Consider the following 14,360-nt stretch of genomic DNA (forward strand, 5'->3'; position numbering starts at 1 on the left):
ATATCTTATCTTAAACCCTTGCGTCATGTCAATGCTTCATAAGAATTATCTCCCTCTTTTTTCTCCTCACCATTAGCATCACCAAAAAGCATATTTTCATAGCAGAAATGAAAAAACACACACAAAAATTTTTAAATAGTATAGACTATTATTATTAATGTGTTATACTAATCGAAACAAACAAATTCAACGGTAAAGGAAGGGTTTTTTTATGAACTCAGTGGATTTAAAAGAAGATTTGCAGTCATTGCTCTCATTAGAAAATACGCACCAAAATTTATCTGTTCCGAAACTTGTTGAAAAGATTTTGGCACGTAATGAAGGCGTTTTAACATCAACTGGAGCTGTCCGCGCCACAACTGGAGCCTACACAGGACGTTCGCCTAAAGATAAATTTATCGTCAAAGAAGAAAGCTCTGAACATAAAATCGATTGGGGTCAAGTAAACCAGCCGATCTCCAAAGAAGCATTTGACCGTTTATATACAAAGGTTGTGTCATACTTAAAAGAACGTGATGAACTATTCGTCTTTGAAGGGTTTGCAGGCGCTGACGAAAGATATCGTATGCCGATTACAGTTGTAAACGAATTCGCATGGCACAATCTTTTTGCCAAGCAGCTATTTATCAGACCTGACGGGTCAACACCTTCCTCAAACGAAAAACCTTTCACCATCTTATCTGCACCGCACTTTAAAGCAGATCCTGCAACAGATGGCACAAACTCTGAAACGTTTATCATCGTTTCTTTTGAAAAACGCACGATTCTTATCGGTGGAACAGAATATGCAGGAGAAATGAAAAAGTCCATTTTCTCTGTGATGAACTACCTGCTTCCTGAGCAAGATATTTTATCCATGCACTGCTCAGCAAACGTAGGTCAAGAAGGCGATGTAGCCTTATTCTTCGGACTTTCAGGTACGGGGAAAACGACGCTTTCTGCAAGCGCAAGCCGCAAGCTGATCGGAGACGATGAACACGGCTGGTCTGGCACAGGGGTCTTCAATATCGAGGGCGGATGCTATGCGAAATGTGTGAACTTAAGTGAAGAAAAAGAACCGCAGATCTACAAAGCGATCAGCTTCGGATCAGTTCTTGAGAACGTTGTGCTTGATGAAGAAACACGTGAAGCGGATTATGATGATACTTTCTTTACTGAAAATACACGCGCTGCTTACCCAATCGAAATGATTGATAACATCGTGAAACCAAGTATCGCAGGACATCCATCTGCCATTGTCTTTTTAACAGCGGATGCGTTTGGCGTCTTACCTCCAATCAGCCGTTTAACAAAAGAGCAGGCAATGTACCATTTCTTGAGCGGGTACACAAGTAAATTAGCTGGAACTGAGCGCGGTGTCACATCACCAGAAACGACATTCTCTACTTGCTTCGGTTCACCATTCCTTCCGCTTCCAGCTCACGTCTATGCTGAAATGCTTGGCAAAAAGATTGATGAGCACGGTGCAAAAGTATTCCTTGTGAATACAGGCTGGACTGGCGGAGGCTACGGTACAGGCAAACGAATGAATCTCGCTCATACAAGAGCAATGGTGCAGGCAGCAATCGAAGGTGACCTTGACAATGCCGAGATGATTACTGATGACATCTTTGGCTTACACATCCCGCTTCATATTCCTGGTGTACCAGATGAAGTGCTTCAACCTGCTAAAACATGGGATGACCAAGAGGCTTATCAAGAAAAAGCACACTTCCTTGCCAATGAATTTAAAAAGAACTTCCAAAAATTCAGCCACGCAGCAAGTGACATTGAAGCCAAAGGCGGACCACTCGTATAATCAAATGACAAAAGCTGAGGGGAATCATTCCCTCAGCTTTTTTGGTTAGTTTGTTGAATGTAATGAAACGAGTCGGTAAGTGACCTTTGTCACATTGTCTGTAAGCTCCAGCTTTTCAACGTGTGCTGTCCCTGTTTTTTCTCCGTCTTTCGTTTTACGCACCTCAAGCGGAATATTTAATGGATAAATGCGGTATCCTTCCTTCATGAGTTCAAATACATTCTCTTCAATTCTTGTCTCTTTTCCCTTCGTGACAATCATTGTATTAAATTCAACAGGCATTCCCATATTGAAAATCCCCCTACTTTCTATATTTCGTTATACTGCTTATTTTACCACATTTCCGCTTTTTCGGCTGTGCATCCATGTGGTCAGCCTTCTCACAATTTCTCGATTATGCTGCGGCGGGAAATAGTGGTTGTATCCGTGGAAATACCATGTCTCCACGGATTTCCCGTGCTGGCGCAGCGCATCTTCTAACAAATACGCATGCTCAATCGATACATTTTGGTCCTCTTCTCCGTGGATGATAAGGACAGGTGCTTCAATTTTGTCCACATCATTTAAAGGGGTTCTGTTCTCATATGCCTCTGGCACCTTATGCGGCGGGCCGCCAATCACACGCTTCATCATCCGTCTCATATCCACACGCTCTTCATAAGTCAGTTTCATATCACTGACGCCTCCCCATGTGACAAAGGAAGCTGCCTCCTGTTTCATTTCAACAGCGGTCCAGATGCCCATAATACCGCCTCGCGAAAAACCAAAGATATGAATGCGGTCCTTCTTCACTTTTTTGTGCTGTTTTAACAGTTGAAAGGCAGCGAACGCATCTTTTCGATCTTCTCCGGCAAAATCTTCGTTCCCTTCGCCTCCTTGGTTTCCCCGGTAAAAGGGAGCAAAGACGACAAAGCCCTGCGCGGCAAATTGCACAATCCGGCCCGGTCTGACCATCCCCACATTTTTAATGCCGCCTCGTAAATACAAAAAGCCGTCGTAGAAACCTTCTCCGGCCGGTTCAGCGAGCAGCCCTTTCATCCGAAGTCCATCTGCCTCATAGGTCACTGTATATAAGTGAATATGCGGATGGGGCGACGGAAACCTTCTTTTTTCCACAATCACTCGATTTCTCTCCTTTTCATCTTTGATTACGTCCATTGCTTCAGTATCGCTTCTGCGACAAGCTGGCCTGATTTTGTCACCATCGGCGTGCCGCCGCCTGGATGACTTGTTCCTCCAACAAACCAAAGTCCTTCAATGTCCTTTGACTGATTATTGATGCGAAAGAATGCCTGTTTGAACGAGTTTGAAGACATGCCATAAATGGCTCCACGATATGCACCTGTTTTCTGCTGCAGATCAAGCGGGGTTTGAACTGCTTCATATTCGATAAGCTCATCCAAATCAAAAAGACCTTTTTCCATTAATTTGTTTTTTACATGCTGACGATATGTCTCCTTTAGCATGTCCCAATCTTGCTCTTTTGTCACATAAGGTGCATTGGCCAGTACAAACAGGTTGCTTCTTCCTGGTCCTCCGCTTAAAGCTGGTTCTGAATGACCTGAATAGCATATGTATAGCGCCGGGTCTTGAGGCAGCTGTTTTTTCTGAAAAATATCCTTGAATTCTTGCTCATAATCCTCAGGGAAAAACACATTGTGATGGGCCAGCTGTTCATAGACTTTAGGTACACCTAATAAGAGAACAAAGCCCGACAACGACGGTTCAATGCCAGACAGTTTTTGATTTAAATAACGAGGACGGTTTTTTTCATCTATGAGATGACGGTATACAGTCAGCGCATCTGCTCCTGCAATGACTTGATCTGCCTCATACATCTGCTGATCCGTTTCCACTCCTTTGACCTGCCGATCCTTCACATGAATCTTGTTCACTTGTTCATTGAGGTGAATCTGAACACCTAATTCTTTTGCCAGTGTCTCAAATGCCTCAACTAAACGATATGTACCGCCCTGTATTCCATAAATCCCTTTCTCCCCTTCTAAATACGCCATCATATTAAAAATAGCCGGCGCCTCGTAGGGAGAGGAGCCAATATAAGTAGCATACCGTCCAAACATCGCCAATGTATGGGGGTGACGGAAATATTGACGCAGCAGGCGCTGAACGGATGTGAACGGTTTGACAGCGAGAAGTGCTTTCATCAGCTTTAAATCCGCCTTATCCTTCCAGCTCAATAACAGACGATTTAAAAACTGCTCCTCTGCCTTTTGAAAAAGCGCCTTTGATTCCTGCAAAAATGCACGGTATTGCTTCGCATCTTCAGGACTGAATGCAGCAATTTGTGATTCCATTTGCTCCATATTCGGCGTAAACTCGACCGTATGTCCATCTGGAAAAAAATTTTTGGTAAGCGGAGAAATCGGATAAAAGGTCACATAATCCTCCATCCGTCTATGACAGGCTGTAAACACTTCTTCAAAATATGTCTTCATTGTAATGGTACTCGGTCCTAAATCAAAAGAGTAGCCTGCTCCGTGATGGCGCTGCAATTTCCCGCCTAAAGCCGCTTCTTTTTCTAAAATGGTGACCTGAACCCCGCGTGACTGTAGACGGATCGCGGCTGATAATCCGCCAAATCCGCCGCCGATGATGATCACTTTTTTCATTCGTACCTTCTCCCTTTCCATTCATACCCTTCTTTTTTCAGCCCGATTTTCATAGAAGCAAAGCCAATGGCGATCAGGCTTAAAATACTGAGCGGCAATAAAAAAGCCATTGCAGAGGTCCGCCCGTTTTCAATATCAATTGCCGCTTTAATCGATACACCCAGCCCATAGCAAAGAATCGCTAAGCATATGCTCAAAACATCCAGCTGAAACAATGCGATCATGAAACAAATGACAGGAACCAAATAAAGGAGGGTGTATAAACAAAAGACACTGCTTAACAGAGGAATGCTTCGATTCACACCCGGGAACAAATTTTTCCGGTAACCTTCCCAAACCTCTTGTCCACTTTCATACATTCTCATATACACAAATGGATGAATGCTTGCAAGTGTGAACGGAAAGCCTTTTTCCTTCACCCGTTTAGCCAAAGCCATATCATCAACGAGTGAATCCTTGATCGCTTTATGCCCGCCAATGTCGTGATAACAATTCTTTTCAATGGCAATAAAACCGCCATGTGCTGCGGCAAAAGCGGGGTTCTTAGATTTTCTTATCCATTTCACTGGCAGATGACAGCCAATGGTAAACATCATCATAGGAACCACAAGATGCTCAAACAATGTGCCTGTTTTTTGTTCTGGAAAACCTGACAGCATGCCCGTTTTTTGCATGCATAACTGCTTGTATACTGATTCAACTGCCCCTTTTTTTAATCGGACATCCGCATCTAAAAATAGCAGCCAGTCAGAAGCTGCTGCCTCAGCGAGCTGAGAGCAGGCATATGATTTACCAAGCCAGCCCCGCTTTAATGGCTGACCTGAAAGGAGACGGATCCACGGATATGTTTCTGCGAAGCGCTCCACCATCGCTCTTGTCTGATCTGTCGAATGGTCATCAAGTACGATAAGCTCTTTCGGGTAAAGACGTTGATCAACGATCGACTGAAGACAGGCTTCTATCCTTTTTTCCTCATTTCTCGCTGGAATCAGAATCGATAACGAAATAGGTTCACCCGGCGAAAAGGATGCTGGCTTTAAAACAGGAAGCTGCCTCATATTCCATATGGTGAAAATAAACTGACAGAGCAAGAGTACGCTGATCACGGTTAAGAAGACCGCCATGTTTTCACCCACTTTTTAAAGGAATCAAACGCATCACTTGTTGATTGACTTGTCCTTGTCATCTGTCTAAATTCTTGATTGGTTGAAAAATCAGGGTCAGCGATGACCTGTGCTTGATGTGCGTTTAACTGCGTTTCAAGGAGATCCCTAAGCAGATGCGTCACGTCCTTGCTTCGAAGTTCTCCGCCAGATACAAAGGTATCTTCACCAAACACAGCAGATACTGTCGGCTTTTGAAATTGATTAAATGTATAATGCAAGGTCACAGGCTTCACCACGACTTGCTCAAATTGTCTCACTAAAAAAGAAGCCCCGCCCTCCAATTCAAGCGGCCGCACATCCTGATGCATGATTTTCCCCTGTGGAAAAAGCCATACAGCCCTGCCAGCCTGCATGTTCTCTTTTGCCATCATTAATGCTTGCTTCACACTTTTCAGATTCTCTTTCTGAACCGGAAAGGCACCAAGCTTTCGGAAAAAGGCATATTGCTTCAGCTGTTTCTCCTCCATCATCATATAGTGATCGAGCCCAGATGCTTTTTCTGTTAAAAGAAAGATAATCAGTCCATCCCACCAGGAGCTATGATTAGCGAGATAAAGAACAGGCAGCTTCTCGTTTGGGTCCACAGCGCCTTTCATCATCACGCAGCGGAAATGTTTATGAAGTAAATACCGCTCAAGATAAAGAGAAAATATACGTCTAAACGATCGGCTTTTGTCGCTTTCTTTCAAATTGAACCCTTCCTTCACACAAAATAACAATGATTAGCGCTAAATAAAAAATGACATCGAGCCCGTCCTTTAATGCCAGCACACCAAAAAAGAACACCATTGCCTGATAAATACGGCTCGTCCAGCTGAGGGCCTTTTGACCAACCTGAACAAGCGGGAAGAGAAAGGAAAGTCCTGCTCCAATCATACCCCAGCTCACAAAATTCTCAAAAGGAATACCATAAAAACCACCGCCGTCATACCACACCCAAAATTTCCGTTCAGCCGCTACTGGATCTAATATGAGGTCAAGCAAGACAATCCATATCCCCGTTTCGACAGCTCGTTTCCATTTCGACTGCTGAGTGGATAAAAAAAGGCTGTTTAAAAACACACCAACCCATGCAAAAGCAATGGTTAAAGGCACTCCTGCCACTAGAAAACCTAACGTCGGATAATAGTCATAGGCCCCGAAAGGAAAGCCAGTTGTGATCCCTATCCATTCAACCGTAAATGTCAGCACACCGACAATGGCTGCCCTTTTGATCACACCAACCCATGCCCCATAAATATTTCGCCCAATCTCTATCACACAGCAGGCATACAGCACAAGGAAAATGCCATTTGCAAACTGAAGCCATGCTGGCACTTCAAAAGAGACCATTAATATGAGCCCTACTAAATACCATCCAAGAAATACCCAACTCACTCTATACACGAAACCGCCCCTTTATTTCTTCCAAATTCAAGAAAGTATTCATGCTTCTAGTATAGAAAAAAAGACACGTTCTATAAATAAACAATGCGCTTCTTATTTTCATCTAGGCACTCACCAAAAATCCCTTTTGACATACTTTAATTAGTGATCTAGAACAAAGGAGGCGAATTACTCTTGAATCGTTCCATCAAAGTCAGACTGGCATTCATCGTCGTTGTCCTGCTCTTTATTCCATTTGTCGCCTGTAAAAAAGAACAAGAGCAGACCGTACAAGTAGCCGAGGTGACCCATTCGGTTTTTTATGCTCCGCTCTATGTTGCCTTATCTGAGGATTTCTTCAAAGAAGAAGGGCTAGAGGTTGAATTAAAAACGACCTGGGGCGGCGATAAAACGATGACAGCTCTCTTATCCGGCGGTGCAGATATCGCCCTGACCGGATCTGAATCCTCTATCTATGTAGAGGCTCAAGACACAAAAGACTCTGTCATCAACTTTGCACAGCTGACACAAACAGACGGTACATTTCTTGTTTCAAGGGAGAAAGTGAACGAATTCTCTTGGGATCAATTAAAAGGAAAAGACTTTCTTGGACAGCGGAAAGGCGGCATGCCGCAAATGGTCGGTGAATATGTCCTGAAAAAGGAAGGCATTGATGTAAAAAAGGATCTCCGCATGATTCAAAATATTGATTTTGCCAACATTTCAGGTGCTTTCTCCTCTGGAACTGGCGATTTTGTGCAGTTATTCGAACCGACAGCATCCTTAATTGAAAAAGAAGGCAAAGGGTACATTACCGCCTCCTTTGGAGAGGCTTCCGGAAAGGTGCCGTATACCACCTTCATGGCAAAGAAGAGTTACTTAGAGGAAAACAAAGAGACAGCTGAAGCCTTCACTCGCGCCATTTACAAAGCGCAGAAATGGGTAGAAGCCAAGCCGCCGGAGGAGATTGCCAAAACCATTCAATCTCATTTTCCTGATACAGAACTTGATGTTTTATCAACTGCCATTAAGCGCTACAAACAGCAGGACTCCTATGCAGCAGATCCCCTTCTGAATGAAGAGGAATGGAACAAATTGCAGGAAATCATGAAGGAGAGCGATGAATTGCCGAAATTTATCCCGTACAAACAACTTGTCGATTCATCCATTGCAAAGAAGGTCACAGAACACAAATAGAATAGGAGGTAGCACATGTCTTTCCTTCAAATTGACCATGTGACCCACACGTACTTCTCTTTAAAAGAAAAAACAACGGCCATACAGCATATCAATATGGAGATAGACCAAGGAGAATTTATCTCATTTATTGGTCCCAGCGGCTGCGGAAAAACCACCCTGCTGTCTATCATTGCAGGAATAACGCCGCCCTCTGAAGGCCGAATTTTAATCGAAGGAAAAGAGCCGAATCAAAAGGAGCATCAAATCGGCTACATGCTCCAGCAAGATTATTTGTTCCCTTGGAAAACCATCAAGGAAAATATCATTCTCGGGTTAAAAATTACCAAGCAAGATTCACATGAAGCCACCTCCGCCGCTCTTGGCTTACTGCCTAAGCTTGGCCTTCATGATGTAGAGGAAAAATACCCGAAGGAGCTGTCAGGCGGCATGAGGCAGCGTGCGGCTCTCGCCCGAACGCTTGCAGTGAACCCCGGTCTGCTTTTACTAGATGAGCCCTTTTCAGCTCTAGACTACCAAACCAAACTCACTTTAGAGGATCTCGTCTTTCATACACTCAAAAACTATCAAAAAACAGCGGTCCTTGTGACACATGACATCGGCGAAGCCATTGCGATGAGTGACCGCATTTTCTTATTCTCAAAGCATCCTGGCTCGATCCAGCGAATCTTTACCGTTCCAGATGATCTGAGGACTCTTTCTCCTTTCAAAGCGAGACAGACCCAGAGTTTCCAAGAGCTCTTTCAAACGATTTGGAAGGAGCTGAAAACAGTTGAAACACAGTGATCTTTTACATGAAGCCTATCGCAAAAAATACCGAATGGAAAAACGCATGACCCGAATCTATCAGTTCATTATTTTCGCCAGCTTCTTTTCGCTTTGGGAGCTTGCCAGTCATTATCGCCTTATCGATCCACTGATCTTTAGTTCACCATCTGCGGTCTGCCAATTGTTTGTACAAAAAATATCCGATGGGTCTTTAGTGAATCATATGAGTATTACATTATTTGAAACGGTGCTCGGTTTTCTACTTGGTACCTTTTGCGGCATTTTGCTCGCTGCCGCCTTATGGTGGTCCACCCGCCTGGCAAACGTTCTTGATCCTTATTTAGTCATTTTAAATGCCATGCCAAAAGTTGCCCTCGCCCCGATTTTAATTGTTGCCCTTGGGCCTGGCATGATCAGCATCGTTGCCATGGGCGCAATCATTAGTGTGATCATTACGACAATCGTCATTTATACAGCCTTTCAAGAGGTCGATGAGAATTATTTAAAGGTGATGAAAACCTTTGGTGCGAAAAAAAGCGTCGTCTTTCGCGAGGTCATTTTGCCAGCTAGTATTCCAACGATGATTTCTGCGATCAAAGTCAATGTCGGCCTTTCTTGGGTTGGGGTTATCGTAGGGGAATTTCTTGTTTCCTCAAAAGGGCTCGGCTACATGATCATTTACGGTTTTCAAGTCTTCAACTTTACACTCGTGTTCTTAAGTCTTTTCATTATTGCCGTATTTGCGACCATCATGTACCAGCTTGTGGAATGGCTCGAACGCCGTTTTCTTCAAAAATAAAAAGCACAGGGATTGTCACCCTGCGCTTTTTTTAACGAATCAAACCGTTCTTTTCTAAATAAGCAAGACTTTGTCTTAACACATCATCTTTCATAATAAAACTGAAATTCTTATTTTTTGCGATGGATCTTGGCAAGTCTGCGAAAAGAACGGGTCCTTTCGTTTCAAAATACGTGTCTTGCTTCACTAGCTTTTCAATATCAGCGAAATAAATATTCTTGACAATGACCTTTTCTCTGCCCAGCACCTGATATTGACCAATATACGTTAATTCACGAACAACAGCACCCGTCTCTTCTTGAATCTCCCGTATAGCGGCTTGGTCTGCTTCTTCATCCGGCTCAACTTTCCCTCCTGGAAACTCATAGCCCCGATCCTCATGTTCAGTGAGCAGCCATTTCCCTTGGTAGCGGCAGATGGCCCAAACATGCTTAGGATGACTTGAAAAAGGCTTCTCCTCAAAAGAGAGCTTGACCGTATTATGATAATAGTCTTTAAATACATGCATGTGAAATCCCTCATATCCTGTCCTTGCTTCTTGTAAAACATCATACCACAGATCACATTTATCTGAAGAATTTTTATCAAAAGTGAAACAAACGAGTAGTTCCAACTCGTCTGTATCTAAAATGAGGTATTGTTTCTAAAACCTTTTTATCATCTCCAACTTCACCCAATTTTAATCATGAAACCTTTTATCCCTATATGACGTAAATGAATCAGTGTTTGTCCTATGACAACGAGGAGGAAATCAGCATGAGTATAAAAAATGGGTCAAAACAAAACGCACCCCATGAGGTGATCAAGAAACACCTCGTGAAAGGGCAAAAGTTAGATTTAACAAAAGACAATCCAGCGGTCGACCAAATTCATATCGGGCTTGGCTGGGACCTTGCTGGTCAGCCAATTGATTTAGATACGCAAGTGTTTCTTTTAAATGAAGAGGACAAGCTGTTGTCTCCTAAGCATCTGATCTATTATCACCAGCAGCAAAGCTTAGATGGAGCTGTGCGTCATCTTGGGGATCATCAATTTGGCGGAGGGTATCGAGACAATGAAATGATTATTATGCAATTAAGCAGAGTCTCACCTGATATTCATAAAATTGTCGTCACAGCCACGATACATGATGCACACGAACGACAGCATCATTTTGGACAAGTCACCAATGCCTACGTGCGACTTACGGATCAAATCTCGCAGCAAGAGATTTGTACCTTTCAGTTAACAGAGGATTATTCGTATTGTACATCCATTATATGCGCTGAACTCACGAGAGATCAGGAAGAATGGAAAATCACCGCGACCGGGCAAGGGACTACTCTAGATTTAAATGATTTATGCCGCATCTACGGATTTACATCTTGACGCAGGAAAGGAGCCGGCACCTATGGGATTTCATTTCAACACAATAGAAGAACTTACCTTACAAGCAGAAGGCAGCGGAATCTTTTTTGCCAAAAAAGGCGCCATGATTGCGGATCAAGGAAGTTTCCAATACCGCAAGCGATTACTTGGAACGAATAAAGGAAATATGGTCAGCCAAGTATTTAACCATATCAGCAGGAAATTCACAGGTGAAAACCTTGAGATGATGGAAGTGAGTGGACAAGGTACTTGCTACTTGGCGGATGCAAGCGAGCATGTAACAGTGATTAACCTTGAGCCAAGCGGTCCTTGGCAGCATGTAAGTGTAGAAAGTGAAGATTTACTTGCCTTTACTGAGGAATGCCATTACGGCGTCACACCAGTAGGCGTTGGTATTTTATCACAGAAAGGTCTGTTTACATCAAAACTCTCTTATCAAGGGCACGGAGCGCAGGTAGCCATCAAAACGAATGGAAATCCGCTCATTTTAAAAGCCCCCTGCCGTGTAGACCCTGACGCAATTGTTGCTTGGACAGGCAAGGCACCGAAGGTCAAACTAGATGTGAACTGGAAGACTTTCATTGGACAAACATCTGGCGAATCCTACTTATTTGAGTTCCAGGAACAAGATCAAATCGTCATTATCCAGCCATCTGAGCGCACATCTGGGTTACGGGTAGGTTTAGATGATAATCGCTACAAACCTCAGAGCCAGAGCTCCTCTCATGAGTTCACCAATTCACAGCAGGAAAATAGAGGCGGCGGGATCAGCGATTTGATCGGAGGCATTTTACAACCGCGAAAATAAAGCATGTAGAGAATCTCTACATGCTTTTTCAATTCATCAAACCATTTGTCTCAATAAAGCTCCTTGTCTCTTCATTGCCGAGCTCATAAATCATTGTGTAAATCTCTTTTCTTTTTCTATCCATTTCATCATTTGGACTATCATAATGATATTCAAGAAACGGAACATGCGCCCGAAAGAAGCCTTTCCAATCTGTCATATACTGTTCATCGAAATAGTCTCTCAGCTGCAAAATTTGATCATCATCTGCTTCTATTTGAAATTGCCAAGCCGCTGCATCTCTATGCTGCGATATCGATCCATCTTGTACGGATACATAGTACGTGTGTCTCGCCATCTGAATCATCCTTTTTCCTTTAGTATGACCAGATATGAGGAAATTACGGCTTTTTGCGCAATTTATTTTTCAACATGTCCAATACATCAATAAACAACTGTGGAATGGGAACTCCAAGGGCTCTGGCTGTCGAGACGATTTGGTAAGATTCATAAATAATATAAAAGATGATCGCTAAATCCTTAATCGTCCCATTTGTCTTCAGCATGACATCGAAGAAATGCGCCATCGATATTAAGGAGACTGTCACGATCTTTCGAACAAGCCGCGTAAAAAACCGCTTCATTGTGAGCTGCCCAGTCAAAGATTCTCTTAGGCTTGAACAAATTAATTCAATAGCCATCAACGTCACTAAAATCATCAGTAAATATCCTGCTCCACCAAACAGAAAGCCCATCGCCGACAAACTCACTGTAACCAACGAAAAGATGCCTAAATCCTTGCTCACTTGGCATCAACATCCTTTCAAAGTGGAACTCCTTACCTCAATAGTATATGCCGAATTCTCGCAATAGCTTGGACGACAAAAAATAAAGGCGCTGTTATGTACTCAGGGAGACGAATGAAACCAAAAAAAGCCGCCCCATGAGGCGGCTTCTCTTTTTAGACTCTGACATCAATAAATGAAGCATCTGAATCCTTTGGCTGAACAGCTTGAGGCTGCTGCTGCACTTGATCCAGCATCACCATAGCTTGTGCTGTATTCGTAGCAAGCTGTGAATTCAACAAACTAATATTGAGTGTCTTTTGAATGCTCGCTACTTGCTGACTCATCATTCCTGCAATAGAAGACATCTTCTTCCCTCCCTTCTCTTTTCTCTTCGGCTGAAAGCCCTATGATTTCAATGGGCTGTCTGTCCCGATTCCAATAAAAAAGAATGTCGGTCTATTTATGACCGACATTCTTTTCACATACGTGTATTATCCTAAATATGCTTTAAGCATCCAGTTGTGTTTTTCAATGGATTGATGAATCGCAAGCAGCATATCACCTGTAGTTTCATCGCCAACCTCTGCAGCCAGCTCCATTCCTTGCTTTAATTCCTCAGCGATATTGGAGAAATCATCATATAGATTTTTCACCATTTGCTCCGCTGATTCTTTGCCCTCTGCTTCTTGAATGCTGGAAATTTCTAAGCACTCTTTCATTGTCGCAACAGGCTGTCCATTTAAAGCAAGCATACGCTCAGCCAAATCATCAATATATGTAGCTGTTTCTGTATATAGTTCCTCAAATTTCTCATGGAGTGTAAAGAAATCTTTCCCCTTTACATACCAATGATAGTTATGTAATTTCACGTAAAGCACAGTCCAATCAGCTACTTGTTTATTGACGACGTTTAATAATTGTTCAGACATATTTATTCCTCCTTATGTAATTGCGTTTAGTATGAGAATACCCTTTTCTTATTATACTGAAACCTGCCGTCAATTTCTTCTATTTTGACTGCATGAAATATATGTTAATATGGAAATAAGGAGGGAGTTAGATGCTGTTACTTGGGATTATCAGCTTTATCATTATCTCAATCGTTGTCTTTTTATCATTGTGGACGACATCGAAGGCTTATGAATATAAGCATAAAGTCGATTCACCACAGGATGCAGAACCAAATCAACGTCCTAATCCAAAATAAATCCGCTTTTAATGATGTGAGGTTTCTTCTTCAGTAGATGAACTCTCTTTTTTCACCTCACCTACGTGGATGTTCGTTTTCGGCATATTATGCTGCTGTTTAGCTGTCACATGGACTTGTATGATATAAAGGCCATCTTTTTTGAAGGCTGTGTGCAATTCGTATACACCCTTGTTTTCTTTCTTTGGCTGAATCATCTTGCTGTTATCCTTGTCGCCATCTTTCCACACTTCAAATTGAACATCATCTGCATCATCAACAGGCGTATCACCGTATGTGACAGCTGCTTTTACTATAACGCTTTCATTTTTCTCCACTTGCTCAGGTCCTGTGAGCTTTACTTCTAATAACTCAGGCACTTCCCCTTTGCCGCTATTTGCTGCAGAGTTTCCACATGCACTCAATAACGTGAGCATCAGAATCATTCCCAACATTTTTCGCATCCTGCGTTCCCCCCTTCTTTTACTGACATGTCCATTTTAACAAA

19 protein-coding genes are annotated in these 14,360 nt (G+C 42.8%); 7 read left to right on the top strand and 12 right to left on the bottom strand.

Features of this window, described 5'->3' with window-relative positions; all coding sequences use genetic code 11:
- Positions 1-211: 211 nt before the first annotated feature.
- Positions 212-1,798: a phosphoenolpyruvate carboxykinase (ATP) gene (gene pckA / locus MHB41_RS13735; protein ID WP_024424910.1), complete on the top strand. Its 1,587-nt coding sequence runs from the start codon at positions 212-214 to the stop codon at positions 1,796-1,798.
- Positions 1,799-1,843: 45 nt separating this feature from the next.
- Here the strand turns inward: pckA and MHB41_RS13740 are convergent, their stop codons facing one another.
- The 6 genes from MHB41_RS13740 to MHB41_RS13765 are packed head-to-tail and all read right to left on the bottom strand — an operon-like array spanning position 1,844 to position 6,980.
- Complete coding sequence (locus MHB41_RS13740) at positions 1,844-2,086, bottom strand: DUF2584 domain-containing protein (RefSeq protein WP_003217584.1); 243 nt, start codon at positions 2,084-2,086, stop codon at positions 1,844-1,846.
- A gap of 39 nt (positions 2,087-2,125) precedes the next feature.
- Positions 2,126-2,920, bottom strand: a complete 795-nt coding sequence (locus MHB41_RS13745) for a prolyl oligopeptidase family serine peptidase (RefSeq protein ID WP_041107366.1) — start codon at positions 2,918-2,920, stop codon at positions 2,126-2,128.
- A gap of 26 nt (positions 2,921-2,946) precedes the next feature.
- Positions 2,947-4,428 carry a phytoene desaturase family protein gene (gene crtI / locus MHB41_RS13750; protein WP_120208848.1) on the bottom strand — a complete coding sequence of 494 codons (1,482 nt, stop codon included), beginning with the start codon at positions 4,426-4,428 and terminating at the stop codon, positions 2,947-2,949.
- On the bottom strand, positions 4,425-5,552 hold the full coding sequence (locus MHB41_RS13755; RefSeq protein ID WP_120208851.1) for a glycosyltransferase: 1,128 nt from the start codon (positions 5,550-5,552) through the stop codon (positions 4,425-4,427). Before MHB41_RS13755 ends, crtI begins: the two co-directional genes overlap by 4 nt.
- Positions 5,537-6,283, bottom strand: a complete 747-nt coding sequence (locus MHB41_RS13760; protein WP_340900035.1) for a lysophospholipid acyltransferase family protein — start codon at positions 6,281-6,283, stop codon at positions 5,537-5,539. The genes MHB41_RS13755 and MHB41_RS13760 overlap by 16 nt, the downstream gene beginning before the upstream one ends.
- The gene (locus MHB41_RS13765) at positions 6,252-6,980 is read right to left on the bottom strand and encodes a carotenoid biosynthesis protein (RefSeq protein WP_326134868.1); all 729 of its coding nucleotides are present in this window, start codon (positions 6,978-6,980) and stop codon (positions 6,252-6,254) included. The genes MHB41_RS13760 and MHB41_RS13765 overlap by 32 nt, the downstream gene beginning before the upstream one ends.
- A gap of 174 nt (positions 6,981-7,154) precedes the next feature.
- On the opposite strand from MHB41_RS13765, the gene MHB41_RS13770 reads away from it, so the two are divergent.
- Genes MHB41_RS13770 through MHB41_RS13780 form a run of 3 tightly spaced genes read left to right on the top strand, consistent with a single transcriptional unit; the run spans position 7,155 to position 9,723 of the window.
- Complete coding sequence (locus MHB41_RS13770; protein ID WP_326134869.1) at positions 7,155-8,156, top strand: ABC transporter substrate-binding protein; 1,002 nt, start codon at positions 7,155-7,157, stop codon at positions 8,154-8,156.
- Between the two features lie 15 nt (positions 8,157-8,171).
- Positions 8,172-8,942, top strand: coding sequence for an ABC transporter ATP-binding protein (locus tag MHB41_RS13775; protein WP_034279407.1), 771 nt, complete (start codon positions 8,172-8,174; stop codon positions 8,940-8,942).
- Positions 8,929-9,723, top strand: coding sequence for an ABC transporter permease (locus MHB41_RS13780; protein ID WP_176966856.1), 795 nt, complete (start codon positions 8,929-8,931; stop codon positions 9,721-9,723). The genes MHB41_RS13775 and MHB41_RS13780 overlap by 14 nt, the downstream gene beginning before the upstream one ends.
- Before the next feature lie 31 nt (positions 9,724-9,754).
- Here the strand turns inward: MHB41_RS13780 and ytkD are convergent, their stop codons facing one another.
- Entirely contained in the window at positions 9,755-10,231 is a 477-nt protein-coding gene (gene ytkD, locus MHB41_RS13785) for an RNA deprotection pyrophosphohydrolase (RefSeq protein WP_025093666.1), read from the bottom strand.
- 248 nt (positions 10,232-10,479) lie between these two features.
- Between ytkD and MHB41_RS13790 the strand changes: the two genes are divergently transcribed.
- Both MHB41_RS13790 and MHB41_RS13795 read left to right on the top strand, forming a co-directional pair.
- Entirely contained in the window at positions 10,480-11,091 is a 612-nt protein-coding gene (locus MHB41_RS13790; protein ID WP_046312174.1) for a TerD family protein, read from the top strand.
- A gap of 22 nt (positions 11,092-11,113) precedes the next feature.
- Entirely contained in the window at positions 11,114-11,899 is a 786-nt protein-coding gene (locus tag MHB41_RS13795) for an AIM24 family protein (RefSeq protein ID WP_024424922.1), read from the top strand.
- Between the two features lie 28 nt (positions 11,900-11,927).
- Here the strand turns inward: MHB41_RS13795 and MHB41_RS13800 are convergent, their stop codons facing one another.
- The 4 genes from MHB41_RS13800 to MHB41_RS13815 form a co-directional block, all read right to left on the bottom strand.
- Positions 11,928-12,236, bottom strand: a complete 309-nt coding sequence (locus MHB41_RS13800; RefSeq protein ID WP_024425787.1) for a hypothetical protein — start codon at positions 12,234-12,236, stop codon at positions 11,928-11,930.
- Positions 12,237-12,279: 43 nt separating this feature from the next.
- On the bottom strand, positions 12,280-12,684 hold the full coding sequence (locus tag MHB41_RS13805; RefSeq protein WP_034279395.1) for a phage holin family protein: 405 nt from the start codon (positions 12,682-12,684) through the stop codon (positions 12,280-12,282).
- A 155-nt stretch (positions 12,685-12,839) separates the two neighbouring features.
- Positions 12,840-13,031, bottom strand: coding sequence for a hypothetical protein (locus MHB41_RS13810; RefSeq protein ID WP_024424925.1), 192 nt, complete (start codon positions 13,029-13,031; stop codon positions 12,840-12,842).
- A gap of 126 nt (positions 13,032-13,157) precedes the next feature.
- Positions 13,158-13,595 (bottom strand): Dps family protein, encoded by a 438-nt coding sequence (locus MHB41_RS13815; protein ID WP_024424926.1) that lies wholly within the window; start codon positions 13,593-13,595, stop codon positions 13,158-13,160.
- Positions 13,596-13,726: 131 nt separating this feature from the next.
- Between MHB41_RS13815 and ytzI the strand changes: the two genes are divergently transcribed.
- Entirely contained in the window at positions 13,727-13,873 is a 147-nt protein-coding gene (ytzI, locus tag MHB41_RS13820; RefSeq protein ID WP_003217544.1) for a YtzI protein, read from the top strand.
- 8 nt (positions 13,874-13,881) lie between these two features.
- On the opposite strand, the gene MHB41_RS13825 is transcribed toward ytzI, so the two are convergent.
- Positions 13,882-14,316: a FixH family protein gene (locus tag MHB41_RS13825; RefSeq protein ID WP_326136130.1), complete on the bottom strand. Its 435-nt coding sequence runs from the start codon at positions 14,314-14,316 to the stop codon at positions 13,882-13,884.
- Positions 14,317-14,360: the final 44 nt, after the last annotated feature.

Origin of the sequence: Bacillus sp. FSL H7-0578 (assembly GCF_038630855.1) — a bacterium.
Taxonomy (GTDB): Bacteria; Bacillota; Bacilli; order Bacillales; family Bacillaceae; genus Bacillus; species Bacillus safensis.

What these genes read in the sequence shown, in the direction of transcription:
- MHB41_RS13825 (WP_326136130.1), bottom strand. Translation starts at nt 14,316, where the DNA reads ATGCGAAAAATGTTGGGAATGATTCTGATGCTCACGTTATTGAGTGCA.
- MHB41_RS13790 (WP_046312174.1), top strand. Translation starts at nt 10,480, where the DNA reads ATGAGTATAAAAAATGGGTCAAAACAAAACGCACCCCATGAGGTGATC.
- MHB41_RS13740 (WP_003217584.1), bottom strand. Translation starts at nt 2,086, where the DNA reads ATGGGAATGCCTGTTGAATTTAATACAATGATTGTCACGAAGGGAAAA.
- MHB41_RS13795 (WP_024424922.1), top strand. Translation starts at nt 11,114, where the DNA reads ATGGGATTTCATTTCAACACAATAGAAGAACTTACCTTACAAGCAGAA.
- MHB41_RS13755 (WP_120208851.1), bottom strand. Translation starts at nt 5,552, where the DNA reads ATGGCGGTCTTCTTAACCGTGATCAGCGTACTCTTGCTCTGTCAGTTT.
- MHB41_RS13800 (WP_024425787.1), bottom strand. Translation starts at nt 12,236, where the DNA reads ATGGCGAGACACACGTACTATGTATCCGTACAAGATGGATCGATATCG.
- ytkD (WP_025093666.1), bottom strand. Translation starts at nt 10,231, where the DNA reads ATGCATGTATTTAAAGACTATTATCATAATACGGTCAAGCTCTCTTTT.
- MHB41_RS13815 (WP_024424926.1), bottom strand. Translation starts at nt 13,595, where the DNA reads ATGTCTGAACAATTATTAAACGTCGTCAATAAACAAGTAGCTGATTGG.
- crtI (WP_120208848.1), bottom strand. Translation starts at nt 4,428, where the DNA reads ATGAAAAAAGTGATCATCATCGGCGGCGGATTTGGCGGATTATCAGCC.
- MHB41_RS13810 (WP_024424925.1), bottom strand. Translation starts at nt 13,031, where the DNA reads ATGTCTTCTATTGCAGGAATGATGAGTCAGCAAGTAGCGAGCATTCAA.
- pckA (WP_024424910.1), top strand. Translation starts at nt 212, where the DNA reads ATGAACTCAGTGGATTTAAAAGAAGATTTGCAGTCATTGCTCTCATTA.
- MHB41_RS13775 (WP_034279407.1), top strand. Translation starts at nt 8,172, where the DNA reads ATGTCTTTCCTTCAAATTGACCATGTGACCCACACGTACTTCTCTTTA.
- ytzI (WP_003217544.1), top strand. Translation starts at nt 13,727, where the DNA reads ATGCTGTTACTTGGGATTATCAGCTTTATCATTATCTCAATCGTTGTC.